Origin of the sequence: Trebonia kvetii, assembly GCF_007827045.1 — a bacterium.
GTDB classification, from domain to species: domain Bacteria; phylum Actinomycetota; class Actinomycetes; order Streptosporangiales; family Streptosporangiaceae; genus Trebonia; species Trebonia kvetii.
On record NZ_RPFW01000003.1, the window covers coordinates 955,856 to 979,492 of the forward strand.

The following is a 23,637-nucleotide window of genomic DNA, read 5'->3' on the forward strand; positions in this document are numbered from 1 at the left end:
AAGGCGGTACCGGCGGCTGTTGCGCGCGTGGCGGGACCGCGTCTCGCCTGGGTGGCGGGGCAGGCCGCCTAGGAAAAGTCCTTGAAGGCCTGCCACGCGGTCGCCCACGGGGTGCGCAGCCCGGTGGCGACGTAGATCGCGGTGCCTTCCTCGTCGTCGTCAACGTTGATGCCGTTACGGAACACCGCCACCTGTTTCACGTGCGCGAACTCGCGGTGCAGCAGGGCGGGGTCGACGCCGATCGCGACCGCTGCCGTGTCGCCGGCCGGCGGCGGTCCCCACAGCCAGAACGAGTTCGCCCCGCTGTAGACGCGCGGCAGCCCGAAGGACGCGCCGTACCGATCGGCCGCCCCCGCCTCGCCGTAGTTGCCTGCGAGCAGAGTTGCCCGAACCCGTTCTGCGGCCGGAAGCGAGTGCCACACGCTGGCCAGCAGCTTGACCTGCGACGGCCACCCGATCTCTTCTCCCAGGTCATAGTTGATCTTCTGCACGGGGAGCTTGGCGAGCGCGGCAGCGGGCAGCAGCGGCAGCGAGATGACGCCGGAGATCAGCGCGGCCAGGCCGAACACGGCGGCCCGCCGCCGCAGGCCGGCGCCGGCCAGCCGGGGGCCGAGCGCCGCCGCGCCCGCCGCGAAGCAGAACGTGTAGATTCCGCCGGGGTAGTAGGGCTTGCCGCCAAGTACGAACTGGGCGACGATCACGAACACCGCCGCGATGCCCACCGCGCGGAACCGGGCGTCGCGCAGCGCCCAGCGGATGCCGTGGAACCACAGCGGGACGAGCAGGATCGACGTGTAGAGCACCTGGCCTGGCCAGTACTGGACGCGGTTCTTCCACGCGTCGCCCTGCAGGGCGTGGAACACCTCGAGGTTCGGCCAGCCGTGCGCCGCCTGCCAGGCGAAGTCGGGCCAGGCGAGCGCCGCGAACAGCACTGCGGCGATGGCCAGGTACCTGCTGCGCAGCAGCGGCCGCGCGGCCGCCGTGCAGGCGAAGCCGAGCAGCAGCCCCGCGACGAGGAAGCCGGCGTTCCACTTCGCGGTCATCGCGATGCCTGCGGTCGCTCCGATGGCCAGCCACCAGCGCGGATTGCCGCTTGCCAGCAGCCGGGTGACGAGCCACAGCAGGACCGTCCAGAACAGGAAGTCGGGGGTTGTGGTGGTGAGCTCGTGCATCGCGCCCAGGTACTGGGCGCAGCAGGCGGTGGCGATCGCGGCGAGCAGCTGGCCGCGCGGGCCGGCGCCGAGCTGGCGTGCGATCGACCCGGTGAGCACCACCATCGCGGCGAACACAAACGCGGGCAGCGCGCGCAGCCCGACGAGCGTGTTCCCGGTGAGCAGCACGTCCAGGTGCGCGAGCAGCGGGGTGAGCAGCGGCTGGTCCACGTAGCCGAGCGCGGGGTGCGTGCCCGCGGACAGGAAGTACAGCTCGTCGCGGACGTACCCGTACCTGGCGCTGAGTGCCATCTCGACGCCGAATGCGGCGGCCGCGACCAGCCAGACCGCCTTGTCTGTGAGGATGCGCCGGATGACCGCGTGCGGTGCGGCGGCGGGCGCGGGCCGCTTGGCGATGGTCGTCTCCATGTCAGTCATCGTCGGCGGCTGGTCTTTCATCCCGCGTCGGCCAGCCGGATGAACCGCCATCTCCCGCTGGCGGATGATGCCGGCGGAGACAGGCCGACTTACGATCAGTTCGTGACGCGAACGGCACGTAACGGAGTTCCCTGGCCGGCCAGGGACCAGGGAACGCCGCCTGTTCCCGGTACCGAGCCCGGCGTGGCCCGGACCGCGGCGGCAGGCTCCTCCCGCGGTGCCGCAGGTACTGGCCGTCGCGGTACAGGCCGGCTGCCCGGCTGGGTCACCGCCCGCGCGGCCGGCTGGCAGGCCAGGTACGCGGCGCTGTCGCCGCGCGGCCAGGCGGTCGTGCAGGACACCGGGCTCGCGCTCGCGCTCGCGGTGCTCAACCTGCTGTCGCTGCTGCCGTATCAGTCCCAGATGCACCCGGCCTGGCTCGCGATGTTCCTGGTCACCGCCCAGTGCCTGCCGCTTGCGCTGCGCCGGCTCTGGCCGGTGCCCGCGCTGATCCTCTGCGGCATCCCGCGCAACCTCTTCGACGTGCTGCAATTCGGCTACGCGCCGCTGCCGCTGGCGCCCGCTATTGCCTTCGCGACGGTCGCCGACCGCAGCCGCCCCTGGCTGCGCTGGGTGACACTGTCGGTGTCGATCGTGGGGATCGGCGCGTCCCAGACACTGCCGGGGCACAGCCAGCCGTACGACGCGATCGTGCAGTTTTTCATCTTCGGCGCGGCGTGGACGGTGGGCACGCTGAACCGCTACCGCCGGGTCGCGCTCAGCGCGGCGGCCGAACGCGCCGCGCGGGCGGAGGCGTCGCTCGACGCGGCGGCGGCCAGGGCCGCGGCGGCCGAGCGGGTGCGGATCGCCCGCGAGCTGCACGACGTGGTGGCGCACCACGTGAGCCTGATGGCGGTGCAGGCCGAGGCGGTGGGCGCGCTGCTGCCCGCCCGCCCGGAGGCCGCCGCCCAGTCGGCCGACCTGATCGGCTCGACCGCTCGCGCCGCGATGACCGAGCTGCGCCGGCTGCTCGGCGTGCTCAGGTTCAAAGACAGCGAGGACCCAGAACGGGTTCGGCTTACACCATCCCCCTCACTGTCTCGCCTTGATGAGCTGATCGCCGCGTTCCGCGAGGCGGGGCTGCACGTGACCTGCGAGACAGCGGGGGAGCAGACAGCGCTGACGGCGGGCATCGACCTGACCGCGTACCGCATCGTGCAGGAGGCCCTGACGAACGCGCTGCGCCACGCCCCTGGCGCCACCGTGTCCGTCGTGCTTGGCTACGCGCCGGCGGAGCTCACCGTCGAGGTGACGAACTCCAGGCCGGGCGCCGGCGTGGCCGCCGCGGCCGGCGCCGCCTCGCGGGCCGGGCGCGACATTTCCGCGGCCGGGTCCTGGTCGCCGGCCGGCCCCGGCTACGGCCTCGCCGGGATCGCCGAGCGCGTCGCCTCCTGCGGCGGTTCCCTCGCGCTCGGACCAGCCGCCGGCGGCGGCTTCACCGTGACGGCCCGCCTTCCGATAGCGTGACGTTTGCCAGGTGATGACCTTCCGCTGACCCGACCGCGCCCGTGGTGATCCCCCATGACGTTGTATGACTCACGGCCAGAGCCGTCCGCTGCCAGCAGCGCGAACCCCCTTCGCGTGCTCGTGGCCGACGACCAGGAGCTGGTCAGGGCCGGTTTCCGGCTGATTCTCGAGGCATCCGGCTTCGCCGTGGTCGGTGAGGCCGCCGACGGGGCGCAGGCGCTGTCCCTGGCCGCGGCCGAGCGGCCCGACGTGGTGCTGATGGACATCAGGATGCCGGTGCTCGACGGGCTCGAGGCCACCAGGCAGCTCACCGCTGCTGGCGACGGGCCGAAGGTGGTCATCTTGACCACGTTCGACCTGGACGATTACGTGTACGAGGCGCTGCGGGCCGGCGCCAGTGGTTTCCTGCTCAAGGACGCGCCGCGCGCCGACCTGGTGGCGGCGGTGCGGGTGGCCGCCGCGGGCGACGCGCTGCTGGCGCCGTCGGTGACCAGGCGGCTCATCGAGGCGTTCGCCCGCCGTCCGGCCGAGGCGGCGCCCGCCCCGTCCCGGCTGGCCTCTCTGACACCGCGGGAGCGGGACATCCTGCTGCTCCTCGCCAGGGGTCAGTCGAACACGGAGATCGCCCGCGCCCTGGTAGTCAGCGAGGCGACGGTGAAGACGCACGTCGCCCACCTGCTCGCCAAGCTCGGCCTGCGCGACCGGATCCAGGCGGTGATCCTCGCCTACGAGACCGGCGCGGTCATCCCCGGCCGCCCCGCCTAGCCGCATCCGGTCAGCGCCGCGTTTGGGCGCAATTCACGCACGTGACGGCGGCGGGCCGCGCGGCAAGGCGTTCCGCGCCAATTGGCCCGCCGCACTTATCACATATTTCGTACTTGCCGGAATCGATTTTCCGCGCTGCCGCGTCGATCGCGGCGAGATGCTCCCTGGCCTGAGAAATCAGCGCCGCGAGATGCTGCCGCTCGAATGCGACCGTGGCGCCTTCCGGGTCATGCTCGTCGTCGCCGCCGGCGGAACCCTCGCTCGCACTGGTCACGATCGCGGCGAAGTCCCGTTCGAGTTCGGCCAGGTAGCCGAGGGTCTCGTCGCGATCGGCATTCAGCCGGCGCTTAGCGTCGCTCGGTTCTGTCATGTCTATCGGCTATCATTGCGAAAACACACCGGAGATCCGACACATTCTCGTCGGCCCCATTGCAGGTGAAGGCTCATGACCCGCTCAGCAGAGAAGAACTTTCCGGTCACGGTGACGCAGCTTCCAGTTACGCGCTGCCAGATCTGTCAGCGTACCGTCGCCTACCGGCCTGGTGAGGCGAGTGCGGCCCTGACGAAGCACTATGAACTGCGTCACAAGGAAGCGCTTGGCATGGTGCCAGAGAGCGACGACAACGGCTGAATTCCGCGCGTCGCATAATTTTCGCCGGCCCGGCACCGGGCGATCCTGAACGCGGATACGTGTCAGGCATGCCCGGCGCGGGTGGCGTAATCGTCAATCGCGCTCGCGTGCTCAGTGCCCGTAGACGGGGATGAGCAACCCGCGCGCGATGGTGTGGAATCGCAGGTTGAATCCGGTGACCGCGGGGCTCACGCTGCCGTCGATGCCGAGGTTTTCGACGTCAAGCGCGTGCACGGCGAAGATGTAGCGGTGCGGCTCGTCGCCCTGCGGCGGCGCGGCGCCGCCGAAGTCCTTGCTGCCGTAGTCGTTGCGCACGTGGAACGCGCCGTCGGGGAGCGTGAGGTCCCCGGCCCCGGCGCCCGCGGCCAGTTCGGTAACCGACGCGGGGATGTCGACCGCGAGCCAGTGCCAGAAGCCGGAGCCGGTAGGTGCGTCCGGGTCGTAGCAGGTGACCGCGAAGCCCTTGGTCTCCGCCGGGAACCCGGACCAGGCCAGCTGCGGCGAGATGTTCTCGCCGCTCATGCCGAAGCTGTTGAAGACCTGCTCGTTGCCCATCATCTCGCCATTGCGCACGTCGTCGCTCGTCACGGTGAACGACGGCACGGGCGGCAGGAAGTCGTAAGGATTCGGTGCGCGATCTGCCATGTGTGCTCCTCAACTATCTCCCGGGGGGACGACCCCCCGTACCCCCCGATGTGCGGCGTGGCGGACCCGATCGCGCAATCCGCGATCATATCGGGTCCGCCCCGCCGCACCAGGGCTGCAGGATGAATCTGCTCTGGCTAGTGCCTTGTCCAACGTTATCCCTCGGGGTCCGCGTTAGCCCGGCGGGCGGCAAACAGCGGTCACCGGCCGGGTAATGCCCCGTACCCTTATTCCCGGATCTTCTCCAGCGGCACGGGCGAGGGATGAAACGACGGCACGCGAGACGGCGGGTAATGAGGCCCGGACGCGCGAGGGCGCGACGCCGGGTGCTGCGCGCCGTGCGGGCACGCCGCAGGTTCGCGCGCCTGGCCGGCCTGGCACGCTCCCGCCCGGCACGCCGGCTGCTGCTCGCCGCTGGCCTGCTCGTGCTCGTGCTCTTGCCGCTGCCGAGCGCGCCGCCCGGCGGCACGCAGCGGCAGGCCTCCTGCCAGGGACGGGACTGCGAAGCCCAGGCCGCGTCGGCCAAGCAGTGGACGGTGCCGCTGCCGGGGACCTGGTCCGCGGGCACGGTGACCGGCAGCGCCGGTGACGGAGGCACGGTACCGGTAGGGGAGCAGGCCTATGTTGCGGTGGGCGGCGGGCTTGCCGTGCTCGGCACCGGGCTTGACGTGACCGGCTACGCGCTTGACGACGGCAGCGGCACCGCTCAGCGCTGGCAGCTGACGCTGGATGCGCCCATCGGCTCGGCCATTGTGTCGGTGCGGGCCTGGCCGCAGGTGGTCACGGTGGGGCTGCTCGCGGCCGACGGGCATTCGCGGACAGAGGTGGTGATCGACTCCCTGACCGGGGCGGAGCTGCGGCGTTACCCGGCGGCCGTGTTCGGCGGCGCGGTCGCGGCCTCGGCGGCGACCACCGTGATCATCGGGCCGGGCAGGGTGACCAGCTACGCCAACGCCACCGGCCGGGTCCGCTGGCGGCGCACGACCGCGGCCGGGCAGTCATGGCAGGCGGACGGGCAGATGCTGTACGTGGCGGAATCGCCTGGCGGGTATCTCGGCTCCTCCTCGGTCACCGCGCTGCGAGTCATCAACCTGACCTCGGGCGCGGAACGGATGCTCGGTTCCCCCGTCGGCGTTCCCTTCCCTGGCTCGCTGGCGATTGCCGCGGACGGCGCGGTCCTGTTCGCGTCGGCAGACGGCGTGACCGCGTACAGCGAGTCGACTGGCGGCCTGCTGTGGGCGAGACGGCCGGCGGTGCCCGAGGGGATCGACCCCGCGTCGCACCTTATCTACCTCACCGTAGCCGACGGCACGCTGGCAGGCGTCGACCCGCAGTCCGGCAAGGTGCGGACCTCGGTGCCCGGCTCGGCGTCCGGCTCGGGCGGCATGTACGTGGTCAGGGACGGAGTGGCCCTCGGCCTCGACGGCGGAGCGAACGGCCAGGCCTGGAAGTACGGGGTGGCCGCGGGCCGGGTCACCTGGACGTCGACGGCCCTGCCGTGGCCCCATTTCTTCTCCGACCTGTCGGGGCTCGGCGGCAGCGCCGCGGTCTCCGGCGGCACGGTGTTGATAACCGCGTGCCCGCACCTGTCCTCCCCTGGGCTGTGCGCCGACCCGGAACTCGTCGCAGTCAATCTGTGACCGGCACTGGGATCGGCTGCGGCCGGCGGGGCGCGGATGAGCGGACCGTGACCGGGTAGATGGGGGGCAGATGAGCGGGTAGGCGAGGGGCGTATGAAGGCGATCGACAAGTCGCTGCAGGCCGCGGACCGGCTTCAGCAACGGCGGACAGTGCTGGCCTTTCCCGTTGCGGTCTGGTCCAAGTTCAACGACGACCAGGCGGGCAACCTCGCCGCGCTCATCTCCTATTACGCCTTCGCGGCCATCTTCCCGCTACTGCTGATCCTGGTCACGGTGCTCAACATCGTGCTGCGGAACGACCCTCAGCTGCAGCAGGACCTGATCAACTCCGCGCTCGCCCAGTACCCGGTGGTCGGCCAGCAGATCAAGGCGAACCTGGGATCGATATCTGGCACTGGGCTGCCGCTGATCATCGGCATCATCTTCCTGCTGCTCGGCGCCAGGGGAGTGGCGGGCGCCATGCAGAACGCGATGTGCGTGGTATGGGGCATACCGAAGGAGCGCCGACCCGGCTTTCCGCTGTCTATCGCCTGGTCGCTCGCGCTGGTGCTCAGCATCGGCATCGGTTTCATCGCGACCACGTTCCTTTCCGGCCTGGCCGGCGGGGCCGGGCACGTGCTCACCGGCGCGGGCGCGTACGTCGCCACGGTGGCGGTCTCCCTGGTGGTCAACCTCGGCATGTTCTGGCTCGGTTTCCGGCTCGCGACCTTCTTCCAGGTGCGCTGGCGCGACCTGCGGACCGGCTCGGCGATCGCCGCCGTCTGCTGGCAGGCGCTCCAGGTGGCCGGCGGCTACGTGGTCAGCCACCAGCTGCACCGCGCCTCGGAGCTTTACGGCACCTTCGGCATCGTGCTCGGCCTGATGGCCTGGCTCTTCCTGCAGTCGGAGGTCACCCTGTACGCCGCCGAGATCGACGTGGTGCTCGCTCGCCGCCAGTGGCCGGTCTCCATCCTGCCCGCCCCGGTGACCGAGGAGACGCCGGCCGCGATGACCGAGGAGAAGGAGCAGGAACGGCCCGCGATCCCCGGTCCGCGGGGGCATGCGGAGGGCCCGGAGCATGTTGGACATAATGGAGCCGCGGGCTGGTTTTCCAGGGCGCGGCGGGCCGTCGGCAGGCGGTAGCGCCGCCGTCGGCGAACGACGAGAAGAGGCGGTCGGCGAGATGACGGATTCGGCGCATGTGGTGATCGTGGGGGCGGGCTTCGCGGGCCAGTCCGCGGTGGCCGGGCTGCGCAAGACTGGGCTGCGCGTGACCGTGATCGACAAGAACCTGTACAGCACCTTCCAGCCGCTGCTCTACCAGGTGGCGACCGGCGGGCTCAACCCCGGCGACGTCTCCCCCCCGGTCGGCGGGTTCACCGCCAAGCGGCACGCCCGCTACATCCGCGGTGAGCTGGCCGAGATCGACCAGGAGTCCCGGGTTCTCCGGCTCGAGGGCGGCCGTGAGGTCGGCTACGACTACCTGATCCTGGCCACCGGCATGTCGGCGAACTACTTCGGCATACCGGGCGCGGCGGAGAACACCTTCGGCCTGTACACCCGCGCCGACTCGATCGTGCTCCGCGACCACATCATGAACGGCTTCGAGTGGCTGAGCGCCGACCCGGACCGCCGCCGGGAGTTCTCGGTGACCATGGTCGGCGGCGGCGCCACCGGCGTTGAGCTCGCGGGCACGCTCGGCGAGCTGCGCAACGAGGTGCTCCACGCGACGTTCCCCGACGTGGACCCGGAACGGGTGCACATCCGGCTGGTGGAGATGGCGCCTGAACTGCTGATGCCGTTCAGCCCGAAGCTGCGCGCCTACACGAAGCGGCAGCTTGAGGACCGGGGCGTGGACATCCGGCTGAACTCGCGCATCCGCGAGGTGACTCCCGATCACGTGATCCTCGCGGACGGGACGTCGCTGCCGAGCGACCTCACGGTCTGGACCGCCGGGGTCGCCGCCCACCCGTCCGTTGCCGCCTGGGGCTTGAAGCAGGGCAAGGGCGGCAGGCTGCTCACCGGGCCGGACCTGCGGGTCGAGGGCAGCGAGCGGATCTTCGCGGCAGGCGACATGGCGCTGTACGAGGCCGAACCGTCGCCGCAGCTCGCGCAGCCCGCCCTGCAGGAGGGCAAGCACGCCGCCAGGCAGATCGTCCGGCTGGTCCACGGTCAGCCGACTGAGCCCTTCCACTACCACGACAAGGGCACGATGGCGACGATCGGCCGCCGCTCCGCCGTCGTGCAGCTGGCGCGCGGCGCCCGCTTCACCGGGACGATCGCCTGGTTCGCCTGGCTGGGGCTGCACCTGGTGTACCTGCTCGGCGGCCGCAACAGGGTCGCCACGCTGATCAACCTGTCCTGGCGGTACATCGCCTGGGGACACGGCGGCGGGGTGATCGTGGGCGACGAGCCGACGGCGCCGCTGCACGGCGAGACCGGCCAGGCGGCCGAGCGGGAGTCGCTTCCGCAGGGGTCTACTACTAGTCGTAGTAATCCATAGGGTAGCCTCGTCAGCGAAAGCTGGCGACGCGAGCCTTGGGTGCGGCGCCGCAGGTAAAGCCCCTGTGCAGCGAGGGAATGACGATGACGCGACGGCGAGCGTGGCTTGGCGGCCTGGCATTGACGGCGACCCTGGCGATCGCCGGCTGCTCATCGTCGTCGTCGGGCTCGCCTGCGCCAGGCGGACAGGCGATGAGTTCGGCGGACTCCGCGGCGATGGAGAACCCCAACCTCGACCTGGGCTCTTCGCTCGGCAGCAAGCAGGCGCCCGACTTCAAGCTGGTCAACCAGTTCGGCCAGCAGATGTCGCTGAGCCAGTTCCGCGGCAAGGTCGTGCTGCTCGGCTTCGAGGACTCCGAGTGCACCACGGTCTGCCCGCTGACTAGCCAGTCCATGGTGCTGGCGAAGGAACTGCTCGGCAAGGCGGGCGGTTCGGTGCAGCTGCTCGGCATCGACGCCAATCCGGACGCGATCGCCGTGGCCAACGTGCTTGCCTACTCCCGGGTGCACTCGATGGTGAACCAGTGGGACTTCCTCACCGGGACCGCCGCGCAGCTCAAGGAGGTCTGGAAGCACTACGGCATCGCGGTGCAGATTCAGTCCGGACAGATTGACCACACCCCCGCGCTGTACGTGATCGACCAGCAGGGCAAGCTGCAGAAGGCCTACCTGACCCAGATGGCGTACTCAAGCGTCACCCAGTCCGCCCAGGTGATCGCGACCGAGGTGTCCTCGCTGCTGCCCGGCCACCCGAAGCTGTCGAGCATCGAATCCCTCGCCGCCGTTCCCGGGCAGACCCCGGCTGACTCAGTGACTCTGCCCCAGGCGCAGGTGCCGAACGCGGCGACGGCGCCGGCGGTGACGCTCGGCCCTGGCAAGGCCCGCCTGGTGGTCTTCTTCGCCACCTGGCTGAGTGAGACCTCCGACCTGAGCGCGGAGCTGACCGGGCTCAACGGCTACGTCAAGGACGCCGCGAGCAAGCACCTGCCGCCGCTGACCGCGGTGGACAACACGGTGACCGAGGCGTCGGCGCAGGCGGTGGGCGGCTACCTGGGCAAGGTCGGGAAGCTCGACTACCCGGTCGCGCTTGACGAGTCTGGCCGGCTCGCCGACGGCTACGGCGTGCAGGACCAGCCCTGGTACGCCCTGGTGAACGCGGCGGGCAAGATCGTCTGGCAGCACGACGGCTGGGTGTCACTGGCGACGCTGGAGAAGACCGTCGCGGCCCACCAGTAGCCGTTTCGCCCTGGCTGCCGTCAGGCGGTCTCCCACCGTTCGAGGCCAGGCACCGTCCTGCCTGAGGCGATCGCCGCCTCCCTGGTGGCCATGTCAAGCAGCAGCCCGGTCGCGTCCAGGTGCCTGCTGACCGGCCCGATCGCCTGGCTCGGCAGGTACTGCGGGCCGCCGGGCCAGCCGTGCCCGCCGCCCTCGATCCGGTACAGCGTCGCCGGATGGCAGCCGGGTCTTGACCACGCGATCCGCGTCACCGGCGGCTCGCCGGCCGGCATCGGCAGTTCCTCGATCGCCGGCCGCGCGAAGCTGCCGGTGACCGTGACGCCGGCGGCCGTGGTGATCCCGTTGGCCGCCGCCCAGTCGGCGGCGAGCTCCTCCGCGCCGGTCACCACGTCCTCGCCTGGCAGCTCGCCGTGCCGCACCGCGCGACGCTTCAGCAGGAACCCGGACATGCCCTTCCTGGTCAGCCGCCCGCCCTGGTAGGGGAAGGTCGGGTCGCCGTTGCCCACGACGAGGGCCACGCTGGCGCGCAGTTGCGGCACGGGCACCTGCCTGCGGCTGACGGCGAGCCCGGTGCCCGCGACGAGGAACAGGCCGGTCACCGGCAGCAGGCCGTGCCGCGCGACATGCTCGGCGTACCGGGCCCCGTGCGAGACCCCGGCCAGGAAGACGGGCCAGGACCGTGCCGCGCCCGCCCACTCCAGGTGGCTTGCCAGCTCGGCGAGGAAGCGCGCGTCGTCAAGGCCGGGCACGGCGGACGGTACCCGGGCCGGATGCCAGCCGCCGTTCCAGCCGTCGGGGAAGACGACGGTGATGCCGGCGGCGGGCCCCCGCCTGGCGAGCCCGGTGAACCAGGCCATGCCCCGCCCGTCCATGCCCGATCCGTGCAGCGCGATGAGCAGCGGCGGAGCCGCCCGACTGCCGGCCGGGCGGGGTGCACGGGCAAGCCAAAATGACCGCCTGATTCCCGCTACTTCGATCTGCCCTGGCTCAAGCTCGTTGCCGCGACGTGCCGCCATAGGAAAAGAGTAGATTCGCGGCCTCGCGCGCGCGGCGCTTGGGTTATTTCGTCCATTCGGGCACTGCCCGCTGAATCCGGCAATCGCCCGACCCGCGGTGCCGCGTTACCGGTGTAACGGGCAGAATGAGCGAACGTAAGCAGCACGCGCAAGCTGGGCCAGCCACCCTCGCGAACCCGTCACCAGGCGGCGCCGGGTCCGCGGGAATTCCAGGGCAAAGGGCGGGATGAATAAGGTTCACCGGTCGTGGCGTAGCCGTCTCGCCGACCTGCTGCCGCAGAGCGTCGCACAGGACGCCGGCGGCACCGAGCCCGATCCCAGGTTCACGTTCGCCAACGAGCGCACCTTCCTGGCCTGGAGCCGGACGGCGCTTGCCCTGGTGGTGGCCGGTCTTGGCGTCGTGCAGCTGCTGCCGCCGTTCCCCGGCGTGCCGTTCGGCCGCCACCTGCTCGGCGTGCCGCTGATCGCGCTCGGCGCGGTCGTCGCGGTCGTCGCCTACGCCGAATGGGTGCAGGCCCAGCGCGCGCTGCGCCGCGGCGAGCCGCTGCCCAGGTCGGTCATGCCGTGGATCCTGTCCCTCGCGATCGCCGGCATGGCGGTCGCCGCCGCCGCCGTGCTGCTCGCCTCGGCGGTGCGGTGACCAGTCAGAACCCGGCGGCCGGACAGCCGGGCGACGACCCGGAGGAACGCCATCCGGGCCTGGCGCGGGAGCGCACGTCGCTTGCCTGGCTGCGCACCGCGATCTCGTTTGCCGCGCTTGGCGGCACGGTCCTCAAGGCGAACATCCTGACCGGCGCGCTCATCATCGCCATGGCGCCGCTCGTCTGGCAGCTCGGCCAGGTTTCCCGCAGCCGATCTGACCCTGCCGAACTGCCGCGAGTCGGCGCGACGCGGCTGTTCACTATCGCCGTCGCGATCGTGGCGGTCTCGCTGCTCGCCCTCGGCGTCGCGATATTCGGCCCCGCCGACCCCGGCGCCCTGCTGCGTCGCTGACCCGCCCACCTGGCCACCCTGGCCGCCGGCCACGAGGGTCACCCGCCATCCGTTGACGCCGGCCGCCACCCGGCCACCCGGCCACCCGGCGCACGATGCCACCCGGCTACCCGGCCAACGCCAACCGGCATAGTAGGACCCATGGATCATCCGCCGCGCCCGCGCACCGCCGAGCTGCTCGACCTCGCACCGCATCCGGAGGGCGGCTGGTACCGGGAGACCTGGCGCGCCGGGCCGTCCTGGCAGCCTGACGGCTACTCCGGCCCGCGAGCCGCGGCGACCGGGATCTATTTCCTGCTGACGCCAGGCGAGGAGTCCGCCTGGCACCGGGTCAGGTCGGACGAGGCCTGGCTGTGGCACCGCGGCGGCGCGCTGCTGCTACTGGACGGCGGCGACGGCGCGGCGCCCGCGGCGCTGCCGCGCGTAGTCACGCTCGGCCCCGATCTGGCCGCCGGGCACTTGCCGCAGCACGTCATCCCCGGCGGCCACTGGCAGTCAGCCCGCCCGGTCGGCGCCGCCGAGGCGCTGGTGAGCTGCGTGGTTGCCCCCGGCTTCGACTTCGCCGACTTCACGCTGCTGCCCGGCTGACCCGCCCGCTCCTTCCCGTCGGCCCCGCCGCCCGGCCCGGTCGCGCCGCCCGGCGGCCCACCATCGCCCGGCGCCAGTTCATCCCCATCACTCAGCGGCGCCGCAGCGCGGCATTTAGCCTGAATCCTGAATACGGCCGCCCGGGCCGGGAAGTCCGAGACGACATCCGGACCGGGCAGGGGTCGCCCGAACGACTGGAGGAACTGGCCGCGATGACGACTGAGCGGAATGCTGAGACTGCGCCGGAACTGGTGCTCGGGCCGATGCTCCGGTACGTCGGCGAGACCGAGGCGACGGTCTGGGTGGAGACCGACCGCGAATGCCAGGTGGAGATACTCGGCCGGACCGCCCCGACCTTCGAGGTCTCCGGACACCACTACGGCCTGGTGGTCCTCGACGGCCTGGCGCCAGGCAGCGAGACGGAGTACCGGGTCGCCCTCGACGGCGTGGTCCGCTGGCCGCTTCCCGGCAGCGAGTTCCCGCCGAGCGTGCTGCGCACGCTGAGCCAGGACCGCCCGGTGCGGCTGGCGTTCGGCTCTTGCCGGGTCGCCGAGATCGCCCCGCGGAACCTGAGCAGGCGCGTTCGCGAGCAGGCCGCGAAGGAGCAGGCAGCGGCGGGTACCTGCGCGCTGAACGCCGAGGCAGCCACGCTGGCCGGCGTGCCGCGCGACCGCTGGCCTGACACGCTGCTGATGATCGGCGACCAGGTCTACGGCGACGAGCCGGGCCCGGCCACGCGGGAGTTCATGGCCGCGCACCGCCAGCGGGCGGCTGCTGCCCCGGTGCCGGACAACGCAGTGGCGCCGGACAACGAGGTCGCGGACTTTGAGGAGTACTGCGCCCTGTACCGGGAGGCGTGGAGCCAGCCGGCAGTCCGCTGGCTGTTCTCTGTCATCCCGACGGCGATGATCTTCGACGATCACGACGTGCACGACGACTGGAACACCTCCGCCCAGTGGCGGGCCGAGGCCACTGCCAAGCCGTGGTGGGGCAGGCGGATCGAGAGCGCCTTCCAGAGCTACTGGGTGTACCAGCATCTCGGCAACCTGCCGCCGGCCGAACTGGCGACCGACGACACGTGGGGCAAGGTGCGCCAGCAGGGCGACGCGGCACCAGTTCTCGCCGACCTGGCCCGCCGGGCCGACGAGCGGGCACCGGGTGTCCGCTTCTCCTTCGCCCGCACGTTCGGCGCGGTCCGGGTCATCATGCTCGACTCGCGCAGCCGCCGGGTGGTCGACGGTACCCGGCTGATCGTCGACGACGCGGAGTGGCAGTGGTGCACCGACGCGGTCGCCGGTGACTGGGCGCACGTGGTGCTCGCCTCCTCGGTGCCGCCTCTGCTGCCGCGCGGCATCCACACCCTTGAGGCGTGGAACGAACGGGTCAGCGGCGGTGCCTGGGGGCGCGGGGCGGCACGCTTCGGCGAGCGGCAGCGGCAGGCGCTCGACCTGGAGCACTGGCCCGCGTTCGGCCAGTCGTTCATCAGGCTGGAGCGGCTGCTCGGCGAGATCGCCACCGGCCAGCGCAGCCCGGCGGGCCGCCCGCCGGCCTCGCTGACGATCATCTCCGGCGACATCCACCACAGCTACCTGGCCGCGGTGGACCTGCCCAAGCACATCGCGGGCGCCCCGTCGGCGGGCACCGCGGCTGACGGCGCGATCCGCAGCGCGGTCTACGAGGCGGTCTGCTCGCCGTTCCACCAGGCGATGCCGCCGAAGATGGTCACCGCGCAGAAGCTGGCGAGCAGCCGGCTCGGCGGGCTGATCGGCACCGCCATCTCCTCGCTGGCCGGCGCGCACATCCCGAAGATGCGCTGGCGGATCACCGAGGGCCCGTGGTTCGAGAACATGATCGCCGTCCTCGAGTACAACGGCACCACCGCCCGCGTCCGCTTCGACCGCTCCCGCAGCGACGAAGCGGGCACCCCCCGCCTGGAACTGGCCCGCGCCGCCCGCCTCACCTGACGCCCCAGCGCCCGCCTCACCTGGCCTGGCCCGGCCCGGCCCAGCCCGAAGACAGTGGATATTTAGCTACATCCGGGTGTACCTAAATATCCACCATCCTCAAGATCGTTGATAACAGCATCAAGCGGCGGCAGCCGCCGGTCGGCGCGGCGGCAGCCGCCGGTCGGCAGGGCGGCAGCCGCCGGTCGGCAGGTCTTAGTTCGCCGGGAACGCGTAGGCGAGGGCGTCCGCGATCGCAGTGGCGCGGTGCGCGTAGCCGAGCGACGTGTAGTGGATGCCGTCGTTGATGAACCAGGCCTTCTGCGCGACGGCGGGCCAGTCGTAGATGCGCATGTTCGGGTGCTGCGGCAGTTCCTTCTTGAGCGCGTCGTTCCACAGCCGCATGTTCGCCTCGGCGTACGGGCCGGAGGACAGCAGCGAGCTGACCTCGACCCACATGACCGGCTGGTTGCCGATGAGCTTCATCATCTTCTGGATTCGCTGCACCCGGCCGATGTTCGAGCCCACGTACACGTCTGCCGTGTCGTTGGTGCCGAGCGCGAGCACCCAGCAGCCGTGGTAGCCGGTCTTCAGCAACTCGCTGGCCATCTGGTACGCGTTCGGCGTGCCGGGCAGCGCCTCGACGATCGAGGTGGCGCCGACCACCTTCATGATCGAGTGCCTGATGCCGACGTCCGCGTAGCGCGCCATGATCCGGTTGGCCGGGTTCGGCTCGTAGTCGGCGGAAACGAGACCGTCGGACGTCGAGTCGCCGATGTGCACCACCTGGGTGCAGGAGGTCCGCGGCGGCGGCGTCGGCAGCGCGGGCACGATCGCCGCCGAACCGCCTGCCGCGACCGGGTCGACCCCGGCCGAGGTCACCGGCACGGCCGCGGCCGGCTGCTTGCCCTGGCCGGAGGCCGCTCCGGTGTTGGAGAGCTGTGCGCTTGCCGCGGAGCCCGCCTGCGTGTCTCCGCCGGCAGTACCGCCCGCCGCCGTGGTGCTGACCCGCCCGCCGGACGGCGTGCTGTTCGCGGCGAGCCGGGTCGACGCGCTCACGCCGGCAGCGAGCACCGCCGCGGCGAGCAGGCAAACCCCGGCGATCGCCTGCGGCGTTTCCGGCAGCCACGCACGCCAGGTCCGCCTGCCCCGCCCGCCCGAGCCGGCACCGCGGCCCGAGCCTGCACCGCCGGCCGGGCCAGCGCCCTCACCGACGGCGCGATCGTCCGCCGAGCCGTCATTAACCGGGCCGACGTTAGCCGGGCCGTCACTAACCGGGCCGTCATTCACGGTGCCCCCCTTCACGGTGTGCTTTGCGATGTGCTTCCCCGCCCCGGCCGGTGCGGTCAAGTGCTTGCGGAAGCCGGTCCTGATCGGTTCCTCGATGAGCGTCCAGGACGCCGCGGACACCGCGACGGTCCCGGCCACCACGGCAAGCGCCCGGAGCGGGCTCGCCGGGTTCGCCGCCGCGCCGACCGCGACGGTCAGCACGATCAGCGGGAAATGCCACAGGTAGATGCCGTAAGAACGGACGCCGGTCCAGCGCAGCGGCCCGATGCCGAGCGCCCGCCCGATGAGGCTTCCCGGGGTAACCGCCGCGGCGACCACCGCCGCGGTGGCGACGGAGAGCAGTTCGAGTCCCCCGCGGAACATGAAGTCCGAGTACTGGTTGGTCCGCCACACGAGCAGCACGATCACCGCCAGCCCGGCCAGGCCCGCGAAGTCGAGCGCCCACCGGGCGGCGGCGGGCACGCTGCGCCCGGCCGCTGTGCGCCCGTCGCCCGCCGCGATGCCGCGGGTGGGATACACCATGGCGAGCGCCGCGCCGATCAGCAGGCCGAAGGCCCGGGTGTCGGTCCCCTCGTAGATCCGCGTCGGGTCGTAGCCGGGGTGGAAGAGCCGGGCCATCAGGACGGCGGAGACTGCGCCGAGCGCCAGCGTCGCGCCAGCCATCCACCACCGGGCGCCGCGGCTCAGGTAGGACGCCTGCGGTCCCGCGAGCCCGCCGGGCTGGTCGGGCAGCGCCCGGCGCTTCTTGAGCGCCCGGTAGCCGAACGCGAAGACGAGCAGCAGCACCACCCACGGCCAGACCAGGTAGAACTGCTCCTCTACGGCGAGCGACCACAGGTGGTCGAGCGGCGTCGGCGGCGCGAACCGCGCGTAGTACGAGGCGTGCTGGCCGATGAACCACCAGTTGCTCACGTAGAACACGGACGCGACGACGTTGCCGCGGAACCCGGGCAGGAACGTCCGTGCCGACAGCGTCACCCACACCGTGACCACCGCCAGCATCACGAAGAGCGCGGGCAGCAGCCGCCGCGCCCGCCGCAGCCAGAAGTCGCCCAGCTTGATCCGCCCGCGCGACGCCCACTGGCCGACCAGGATGTCGGTGATCAGGTAGCCGCTGAGCGTGAAGAAGACGCCAACCCCGAGCAGTCCGCCCTGTGCCCAGCCGTACCCCAGGTGGTAAGCGACCACCGCCGCAACCGCGATCGCGCGCAGCCCGTCGAGCCCCGGCAGATACCTCTGGTCGTCCCGCACTGGTTGTGGCACAGCGTCCCCCGATTAACCGCCCGATTGCCAAGCCATGACTTATAGTTACCGTGCGGCTACATAGAGAAACCAGGGAGGGATGGCCGTGGTGGCCGGTCGCTGTCCCGCGGCGGCTTTCCGATCGGGTAAATCAGCCCATACCGAACGGGTCCGGGGCTTCCCCTACTCCCGGACCACCGCCGCCATCAGGCGTGGCAGGCCAGGAAACGTCATGCGTAGCAGGCTAGGAAGCGTCATACGTAGCAGGCCAGAAAACGCAGCAGCCGGCCGGTGAACTCCGCAGGCCGCTCCAGGTTGAGCAGATGTCCGCAGTCCGCGAATTCCTGCCGCTCGGCGTCCGGGATCTCCCGTGCGAGCACGCCGGCGATCTCCCGGTATCCGGCGACATCGAGCGCACCGCCGAGGATCAGCGCCGGCGCCGCGAGCCGGGGCAGGAAGCCAGTCAGCGGCGGCAACTGCGGGGCGGCGGGCAGCGCGCTGTCCCACTGGTGCGCGGGAAAGCGCGCGACCATCGCCGTCAGCTGCTCGCGGGCCGCGGGATTGCCCTGCGTGGCACGGAAGATCTCGTGGTTCAGCCACCAGTGCTTCGCCGCCTCGATGCCCTCGCGGCCTGCCACCGCGGCGGCTTCCTCGGGCGGCCGCGGCGTGCGCCACGGGTAGCCGGGCAGTCCGGGCGAGGCGAGGGTGATCGTGCGCACCCGGCTCGGGTGCAGCGCGGCGGCCGCCAGCGCGATGTTCGCGCCGAGCGACAGCCCCGCCAGGTGCGCCCGGCTGATGCCGAGCGCGTCGAGCAGCGCGACCAGGTCCGTCACATGGTCCCGGTTGGCGGCGGGAAGACCAGACTCGCCGAACCCGCGTAGGTCGTACCGGATGGTCCGGTACCCGCGGGCCAGGTCGGGAAACTGCGGGTCCCACATCGACCGGTCGAAGCTGAACCCGTGGATCAGCACCACCGGGTCCCCGTGGCCCGCCTCCTCGCCGGCCAGCAGGCCGTCGGGCACTCGCACCGGGAACCGCGCGTCGGCCGCGGCACCCGCCCCCGCCGCCCGCGCCTCACCCATGCGTCGCGTCCGCGCCGGTCGCCCGGGTCACCCCGCGACCGGGGCGCGCGCCGGGTCGCGGAACACCGGAATGATGCGCCGCTCGCTGATCCGCCAGCGCTCGTCGTCGCACCAGCTCAGCACGTCGTCGAAATCGGCGACCAGGTAGACGCCCACGTCGTCGACGGGAGCGGGCTCGTTGACCGCGTAGTTGACCCAGGTGGAACGGGCGCGGACCCGGGTCGGCCACCTGCCCGAGGGGCTGCCGGGGTCAGCGTCGCCGCCGTCCTCGCTGACCCGCAGGCCGCTGTAGATGTGCCTGGTGGATCGCAGCACAACCCGTTTGGCGTACCGCCTTTTGATCGCCGCCCGGCCGCGCAGCTCGACCGCGCCCGTGATGAACAGGGCGTCCTCGGTGAAGAGCCCGGCCACCGCGTCGTAGTCGCCGTGGTCGAGATGCCAGGCCCAGTCGGCGAGCACCGCGTCGATCTCCGTGCGCAGCAGCGCCCGCCGCCACGCCAGGGCCGCGAGCAGGGCGTCGCTCACGGCATCTCCACGGGGTTGCTGAGGGTGCCGATGCCGGAGATGGTGACCTCGATCGGGCCGCCGAGCCTTGTCAGGTTGACGTTCTGCACCGCGGCGCCGCCGGACGCGGACGCCTTCAGTGCGGTGCCCATGGCGATGATGTCGCCGGGCTCGAGCGTCTGGTAGCCGGACAGGAAGGAGATCACGCCGTCCACCTTGTGCGTCAGGTTCGCGGTGGAGTCCACGGTGATCACCCGGCCCTGGTGCACGCAGGTGACCGTGAGGTCGTGCGGGTCGGGTATCTCGTCGGCGGTCACGATCCACGGCCCGATCGGCCCGAAGCCGTCGGTCCCCTTGTACCGGCCGGAGTAGCTGACCCAGGTATCGACGTACTCGATGCCGTCGCCCCCGTCCTTCGCCGGGTGGATGGCACGGTAGTGGAACGTGTCCTCGGTCCGCATGTCGGGCGACGTCAGGTCGTTGATGATGGTGTAGCCGAACACGTGGTCCATGGCCCGGGACAGCGGGATGTCCGCTCCTTTGGTGCCGATGACCACGGCAAGCTCCGGCTCGGGGTGGACGCGGCCGAACTCCTTCTTCAGCCTGACCGGCCTGCCGTGGCCGAGCAGCGAGCTGGCCGGCTTGCTGAACGTGGCCGGGTGCCCGGGCCCGCTCATGATCCGGCTGGCGTTCGCGCTGTTGTTCAGCGCCACGCAGATGATTTTGCCCGGGCGGGGCAGCGGCGGCAGCCAGCTCAAGGAGGCGACGGGTACGGCCTCCTCGGCGCCGGCCTGCGCCGCCAGCTCGACCGCGGGCCCGGCGTTCGCCCAGTCGCCGATCAGGCCCGCCACGGTTGTGCCCGGCGCGAGCAGCACGGCGCGGGTGTCGTCGAGCGCGACCGCGACCCGCTGCGTGCCGTCCGCCTCCACGGTGCCAAGCTTCACGAGTTGACCTCCGGTTGCGTTGTCTCGCTGTCGTCAAGATCGGTGTCGTCGAGAGCGCCGGGCTCGGCCATCACCAGCGCGCCGCACCCGGTGATGGAGGGAACGGCCTGGAACGTGTAGACCGGCCTTGCCCGCGCCGACAGCGCCGCCCGCATCGCGAACCACAGGATCAGCTCCGCCGCATCGGTGCCGCCGAGCCGCATGTACTCGCGCACCGGGATCGCGGCGAGCTCGTCCAGGTGGTCGGGCAGCCGGGCGAGGAAGTACCGGTCGAGGTCCTCGTTGGCCATGCCGAACCGGCCGCCGCTGATCTGGTGCGACATGCCGCCGGTGGCGATGACGAGCACTCGTTCGGCGCCGGGGAACGCCTCCACGCTGGCCCGGATCGCGGCGCCGAGCGACCTGAGCCGGCTCGCGGCGGGCAGCGGCTGGCGGACCATGTTCACCGCGATCGGGGTGACGGTGACCGGCCATGCGCCGTCGGTGCGGCGGAACACGTACGGCAGCCAGGAGAAGACGCCGTGGTCGATCGCCAGGTCCTGGCTGACGGTCAGGTCGAACTCGCGGGCGGTGAGCTGCTCGGTGAGGTGCACACCCCACCGGGTGTCGCCCGCGAGGTCGGGCAGGTCGCGCGGACCCCAGCCCTCGTCGGCCTGGCGGAACCGCTCGCCGACACCGATGGCCAGTGCCGGGTAGTTGTCCAGGTCGAAGTAGTTGAGGTGGTCGTTGTACACGACGACGAGGTGGTCGGGCGCGAGCCGCACGAGCAGCTCCTCGACCCGCCGCGTGCCGTCGTACCAGGGCTGCCAGCGCGGGCTGAACCCGTCTTGCGCCGCCATGCCGCGGTCGTACTCCACGCCCATGGACGGGGTGTGCGAGATGCCGATCCCGCCGATCACCGTGGCCACGTCAGCGCCCGGCCTCGGGAAGCCCGCCCGTGCCGGGAAGCCTGCCGGCCTCGGGAAGCCCGCCCGCGTCGGGAAACCCGCCGGCCTCGGGAAGCGCGCCGGGCTCGGGAAGCGCGCCGGGCTCGGGCGGGCCGCTGGTGTCCGGCAGGCCGCTGACCCGGCGCGGCGTCGCCGCGATCAGCTCCTCGCGGGTGCAGCCCGCGTTGTGCGCGCCGATGGACCATAGGTCCTGGCCGACGGTGGCCGCGAGCTTGAGCATGGCGTGCAGGTGACCGCCCGCCTTGAGCAGCCCGGTCCAGTCCCTGCCGAGCACCAGCCCGGTCTGCTCCGCGGTGAGCCCGTAGCGCTCCAGGTAGGCGAGCTCGCCGGCCAGGAACTCCGCGCGGCTGGCTGGCGACCGCAGGCTCAGCGCGAACCGGTTGAGCGCTTGCCCGCGCAGCGCCCGCTCCGCGGTGAATTCGATCGTGCCAGGCTCATCGAGGTCGAAGCCGGGCAGGCCGAGATCTCGTCCCTGCACACGACCGATCCTAGGCACCGGACCGGCGCGAGGTAAGGGCCGCGGGACCGGCTCAGCCCGGACCCCAGGCCCCCGGCCTGCGCGGTTGTGCCCGCGTAATAGGCGGAGCACGGGGGCACGCAACCTGGCGGCGATTTGCGGCGTCTTTGGGTCGGTGCAAGACGGGATCTAACGCCCCGGGCGGGGGCAAAAGGGAAGGCGTGCCGTGTTCACAGTCAGGTCCATTCGTTTCCTCGGTGCGCTCACGGCGGCCAGCATGCTGGCCGCCTGTGCGGTCACTCCCGCCGCCGGCGCGGTGCACGCCAAGCATCCTGGCGTCGGCGCGACGCGGACCGTCAAGCAGCCTTTCCCCGGCAAGCGCCACGGCGGCGAGGGGCCCGCGGGGCCGCCGGCGAAGCGGCCGGGCGGGCGCACCGCGAAGGCGCCCGCCGCGACGCACCTGGTTTCGGCCGGCTGCACCGCCGCGCCGTACGGCGCGAACTTCTACGCGCCGGACCTCGGCGCCAAGACGGTGGCGCTCACCTTCGATGACGGCCCAGGGCCGAGCACGCCGGGAATCCTCGCGGTGCTGCGCGAGCACGGGGTACCCGCCACGTTCCTGAACATCGGGCAGAACGCGGCCGCCTACCCCGCCCTGGTCCGCGAGGAGGCATCGCACGGCTTCCTCGTGGGCAACCACACCTGGAACCACCCGAACATGCCGGGACTCTCCGCCGCGGCGCAGGCCGTCGAGATGGACGAGGCGAGCGCCGAACAGGAGAAGCTGATCGGCTGGGGGCCATGCGTCTTCCGGCCGCCGTACGGCAACTACAACGCGACCCTGCTGTCCCTGGCGCAGCAGCGCGGCATGGCGGTGTGGATGTGGTCGGTCGACACCGAGGACTGGAAGGCGGACGGGTCGGCCGCGAGCTCGTGGGTCAACCGGATCATCTCGCTCGCCGAATCGGAGGGCGGCGGCCAGCTGCACCCGGTGGTCCTGATGCACAACGCGCCGTCAGGCGACCCGGCGACGGTGGCCGCGCTGCCAACGATCATCAGCTACTTCCGGATGCGCGGCTACACGTTCGTCAACCTGGCAGGCGACACCGGCACCGGCTACTACGTGGCCACCTCGGCAGGCGCCGTGCACGGCTACCGCACGCCGCGGGCCGGCGGCTCGGTCGGCGGCCGGGCGGCCGGCCTGGCGACGGACCCGGACACCGGCGGCTACTGGCTGCTCAAGGCCAACGGCAGCGTGGTGGCTCACAACGCGCCGTTCTACGGCCAGCTGTCGGGCAGGCTGCCGAGGCACGTGACCGCGGTCGCGATCGCGGCGGATCACGGCGGCTACCTGGTGCTCACCTCAGACGGCGGCGTGCACGCCTTCGGCGCGCCCTACCACGGGCAGCCGAAGGGCAGGATGGGCAAGCTCAAGCCGGTCGGCCTGGCCGCCGACGCGGCCACCGGCGGGTACTGGATCCTGAACTCCGGCGGCGGCGTCTGGACCTACGACGCCACGGATTACGGCTCGCTGGCCGGCAAGCATTACCAGGTCACCGCGATCGCGGCCAGCGCGAAGGGCGGTTACCTGCTGCTGACGGCGGCCGGACGGGTGTTCGGCTTCCACGCCGACATGCACGGCTCGCCGGCGCACGGGGTCGGCCGCGGCGTCACCGCGGTCGCGCTTGCCGTGGCCCCGGCGACCGGCGGCTACCTGATCCTGCTGTCCAACGGACACATCCTCGGTTACGGCGCCCGCACGCACGGCTCGCCTGCCGCAGGCCTCCCGCCCCACCAGACAGCCACCGCCATAGCCGCGGCCTGACCGGGCCGCCGCCGCCTGACCTGGCCGCCGCCTGACCTCGCCGCCGCCCACCCCCCTCAGCGCCCGGACCTCTCTCTGCTTAACCGGCCGTCTCTGCTTAACCGGCCGTGCGACATTCACCGCAAATCGGACGTGATCGCGCGTGCTGCCACTCCACGGCTATGGATATTTCTGATGTTTAAGAGCACACTAAGCGCACATATCGGTTCGTGAGGGGAAACAGGTGCCCCATGTCGCGTTCGGTTCTGGTGCGAAAAATCCGTAGTCTCCACCGTCGCGGCCTCGGCGGCCGCTCCCGTTTCCTTGCGCTAGC

The 23,637-nt window shown here is 71.7% G+C and carries 22 protein-coding genes; 12 read left to right on the forward strand and 10 right to left on the reverse strand.

Features of this window, described 5'->3' with window-relative positions:
• Positions 1 to 68 precede the first annotated feature (68 nt).
• Positions 69 to 1,580, reverse strand: a complete 1,512-nt coding sequence (locus tag EAS64_RS19195) for an ArnT family glycosyltransferase (RefSeq protein WP_187366011.1) — start codon at positions 1,578 to 1,580, stop codon at positions 69 to 71.
• Between the two features lie 111 nt (positions 1,581 to 1,691).
• On the opposite strand from EAS64_RS19195, the gene EAS64_RS19200 reads away from it, so the two are divergent.
• Both EAS64_RS19200 and EAS64_RS19205 read left to right on the forward strand, forming a co-directional pair.
• A complete protein-coding gene (locus EAS64_RS19200) occupies positions 1,692 to 3,095 on the forward strand; it encodes a sensor histidine kinase (RefSeq protein ID WP_187366012.1) in 1,404 nt (467 codons plus the stop codon).
• Between the two features lie 54 nt (positions 3,096 to 3,149).
• Positions 3,150 to 3,860: a response regulator gene (locus EAS64_RS19205; RefSeq protein WP_145854494.1), complete on the forward strand. Its 711-nt coding sequence runs from the start codon at positions 3,150 to 3,152 to the stop codon at positions 3,858 to 3,860.
• A gap of 10 nt (positions 3,861 to 3,870) precedes the next feature.
• Here the strand turns inward: EAS64_RS19205 and EAS64_RS19210 are convergent, their stop codons facing one another.
• On the reverse strand, positions 3,871 to 4,230 hold the full coding sequence (locus EAS64_RS19210; protein ID WP_145854496.1) for a TraR/DksA family transcriptional regulator: 360 nt from the start codon (positions 4,228 to 4,230) through the stop codon (positions 3,871 to 3,873).
• Between the two features lie 75 nt (positions 4,231 to 4,305).
• Here EAS64_RS19210 and EAS64_RS19215 point away from each other — a divergent pair, with 75 nt between their 5' ends.
• Positions 4,306 to 4,491: a hypothetical protein gene (locus EAS64_RS19215; RefSeq protein ID WP_145854498.1), complete on the forward strand. Its 186-nt coding sequence runs from the start codon at positions 4,306 to 4,308 to the stop codon at positions 4,489 to 4,491.
• Positions 4,492 to 4,602: 111 nt separating this feature from the next.
• Here EAS64_RS19215 and EAS64_RS19220 read toward each other — a convergent pair whose 3' ends face one another.
• Complete coding sequence (locus tag EAS64_RS19220; protein ID WP_145854500.1) at positions 4,603 to 5,136, reverse strand: YbhB/YbcL family Raf kinase inhibitor-like protein; 534 nt, start codon at positions 5,134 to 5,136, stop codon at positions 4,603 to 4,605.
• A gap of 293 nt (positions 5,137 to 5,429) precedes the next feature.
• Here EAS64_RS19220 and EAS64_RS19225 point away from each other — a divergent pair, with 293 nt between their 5' ends.
• The 4 genes from EAS64_RS19225 to EAS64_RS19240 all read left to right on the forward strand — a co-directional run bounded on the left by EAS64_RS19225 (position 5,430) and on the right by EAS64_RS19240 (position 10,493).
• Positions 5,430 to 6,776, forward strand: coding sequence for an outer membrane protein assembly factor BamB family protein (locus EAS64_RS19225; RefSeq protein WP_187366013.1), 1,347 nt, complete (start codon positions 5,430 to 5,432; stop codon positions 6,774 to 6,776).
• Between the two features lie 93 nt (positions 6,777 to 6,869).
• Positions 6,870 to 7,898 carry a YihY/virulence factor BrkB family protein gene (locus tag EAS64_RS19230; RefSeq protein WP_145854504.1) on the forward strand — a complete coding sequence of 343 codons (1,029 nt, stop codon included), beginning with the start codon at positions 6,870 to 6,872 and terminating at the stop codon, positions 7,896 to 7,898.
• Between the two features lie 40 nt (positions 7,899 to 7,938).
• On the forward strand, positions 7,939 to 9,258 hold the full coding sequence (locus tag EAS64_RS19235; protein WP_145854506.1) for an NAD(P)/FAD-dependent oxidoreductase: 1,320 nt from the start codon (positions 7,939 to 7,941) through the stop codon (positions 9,256 to 9,258).
• 83 nt (positions 9,259 to 9,341) lie between these two features.
• Complete coding sequence (locus EAS64_RS19240) at positions 9,342 to 10,493, forward strand: SCO family protein (protein ID WP_187366014.1); 1,152 nt, start codon at positions 9,342 to 9,344, stop codon at positions 10,491 to 10,493.
• A gap of 20 nt (positions 10,494 to 10,513) precedes the next feature.
• Here the strand turns inward: EAS64_RS19240 and EAS64_RS19245 are convergent, their stop codons facing one another.
• Positions 10,514 to 11,509: an alpha/beta hydrolase family protein gene (locus tag EAS64_RS19245; RefSeq protein WP_145854510.1), complete on the reverse strand. Its 996-nt coding sequence runs from the start codon at positions 11,507 to 11,509 to the stop codon at positions 10,514 to 10,516.
• 226 nt (positions 11,510 to 11,735) lie between these two features.
• Between EAS64_RS19245 and EAS64_RS19250 the strand changes: the two genes are divergently transcribed.
• The 4 genes from EAS64_RS19250 (at position 11,736) to EAS64_RS19265 (ending at position 15,054) form a co-directional block, all read left to right on the forward strand.
• A complete protein-coding gene (locus EAS64_RS19250; RefSeq protein ID WP_145854512.1) occupies positions 11,736 to 12,149 on the forward strand; it encodes a YidH family protein in 414 nt (137 codons plus the stop codon).
• Positions 12,146 to 12,502: a DUF202 domain-containing protein gene (locus EAS64_RS19255; protein WP_187366015.1), complete on the forward strand. Its 357-nt coding sequence runs from the start codon at positions 12,146 to 12,148 to the stop codon at positions 12,500 to 12,502. The genes EAS64_RS19250 and EAS64_RS19255 overlap by 4 nt, the downstream gene beginning before the upstream one ends.
• Positions 12,503 to 12,643: 141 nt before the next feature.
• On the forward strand, positions 12,644 to 13,090 hold the full coding sequence (locus EAS64_RS19260) for a cupin domain-containing protein (protein ID WP_145854516.1): 447 nt from the start codon (positions 12,644 to 12,646) through the stop codon (positions 13,088 to 13,090).
• Between the two features lie 212 nt (positions 13,091 to 13,302).
• Positions 13,303 to 15,054 carry an alkaline phosphatase D family protein gene (locus EAS64_RS19265; protein WP_145854518.1) on the forward strand — a complete coding sequence of 584 codons (1,752 nt, stop codon included), beginning with the start codon at positions 13,303 to 13,305 and terminating at the stop codon, positions 15,052 to 15,054.
• Between the two features lie 195 nt (positions 15,055 to 15,249).
• Here EAS64_RS19265 and EAS64_RS19270 read toward each other — a convergent pair whose 3' ends face one another.
• The 6 genes from EAS64_RS19270 to EAS64_RS19295 all read right to left on the reverse strand — a co-directional run bounded on the left by EAS64_RS19270 (position 15,250) and on the right by EAS64_RS19295 (position 21,520).
• A complete protein-coding gene (locus EAS64_RS19270; RefSeq protein WP_187366016.1) occupies positions 15,250 to 17,574 on the reverse strand; it encodes an acyltransferase family protein in 2,325 nt (774 codons plus the stop codon).
• 245 nt (positions 17,575 to 17,819) lie between these two features.
• Positions 17,820 to 18,647: an alpha/beta fold hydrolase gene (locus tag EAS64_RS19275; RefSeq protein ID WP_145854522.1), complete on the reverse strand. Its 828-nt coding sequence runs from the start codon at positions 18,645 to 18,647 to the stop codon at positions 17,820 to 17,822.
• 27 nt (positions 18,648 to 18,674) lie between these two features.
• Positions 18,675 to 19,172 carry a nuclear transport factor 2 family protein gene (locus EAS64_RS19280; protein ID WP_145854524.1) on the reverse strand — a complete coding sequence of 166 codons (498 nt, stop codon included), beginning with the start codon at positions 19,170 to 19,172 and terminating at the stop codon, positions 18,675 to 18,677.
• Complete coding sequence (locus EAS64_RS19285; protein WP_145854526.1) at positions 19,169 to 20,095, reverse strand: fumarylacetoacetate hydrolase family protein; 927 nt, start codon at positions 20,093 to 20,095, stop codon at positions 19,169 to 19,171. The genes EAS64_RS19280 and EAS64_RS19285 overlap by 4 nt, the downstream gene beginning before the upstream one ends.
• Positions 20,092 to 21,003, reverse strand: coding sequence for a DODA-type extradiol aromatic ring-opening family dioxygenase (locus tag EAS64_RS19290; protein ID WP_145854528.1), 912 nt, complete (start codon positions 21,001 to 21,003; stop codon positions 20,092 to 20,094). Before EAS64_RS19290 ends, EAS64_RS19285 begins: the two co-directional genes overlap by 4 nt.
• A gap of 1 nt (position 21,004) precedes the next feature.
• On the reverse strand, positions 21,005 to 21,520 hold the full coding sequence (locus EAS64_RS19295; RefSeq protein ID WP_145854530.1) for a hypothetical protein: 516 nt from the start codon (positions 21,518 to 21,520) through the stop codon (positions 21,005 to 21,007).
• A gap of 205 nt (positions 21,521 to 21,725) precedes the next feature.
• Here EAS64_RS19295 and EAS64_RS19300 point away from each other — a divergent pair, with 205 nt between their 5' ends.
• Positions 21,726 to 23,324: a polysaccharide deacetylase family protein gene (locus EAS64_RS19300; protein WP_145854532.1), complete on the forward strand. Its 1,599-nt coding sequence runs from the start codon at positions 21,726 to 21,728 to the stop codon at positions 23,322 to 23,324.
• Positions 23,325 to 23,637 lie beyond the last annotated feature (313 nt).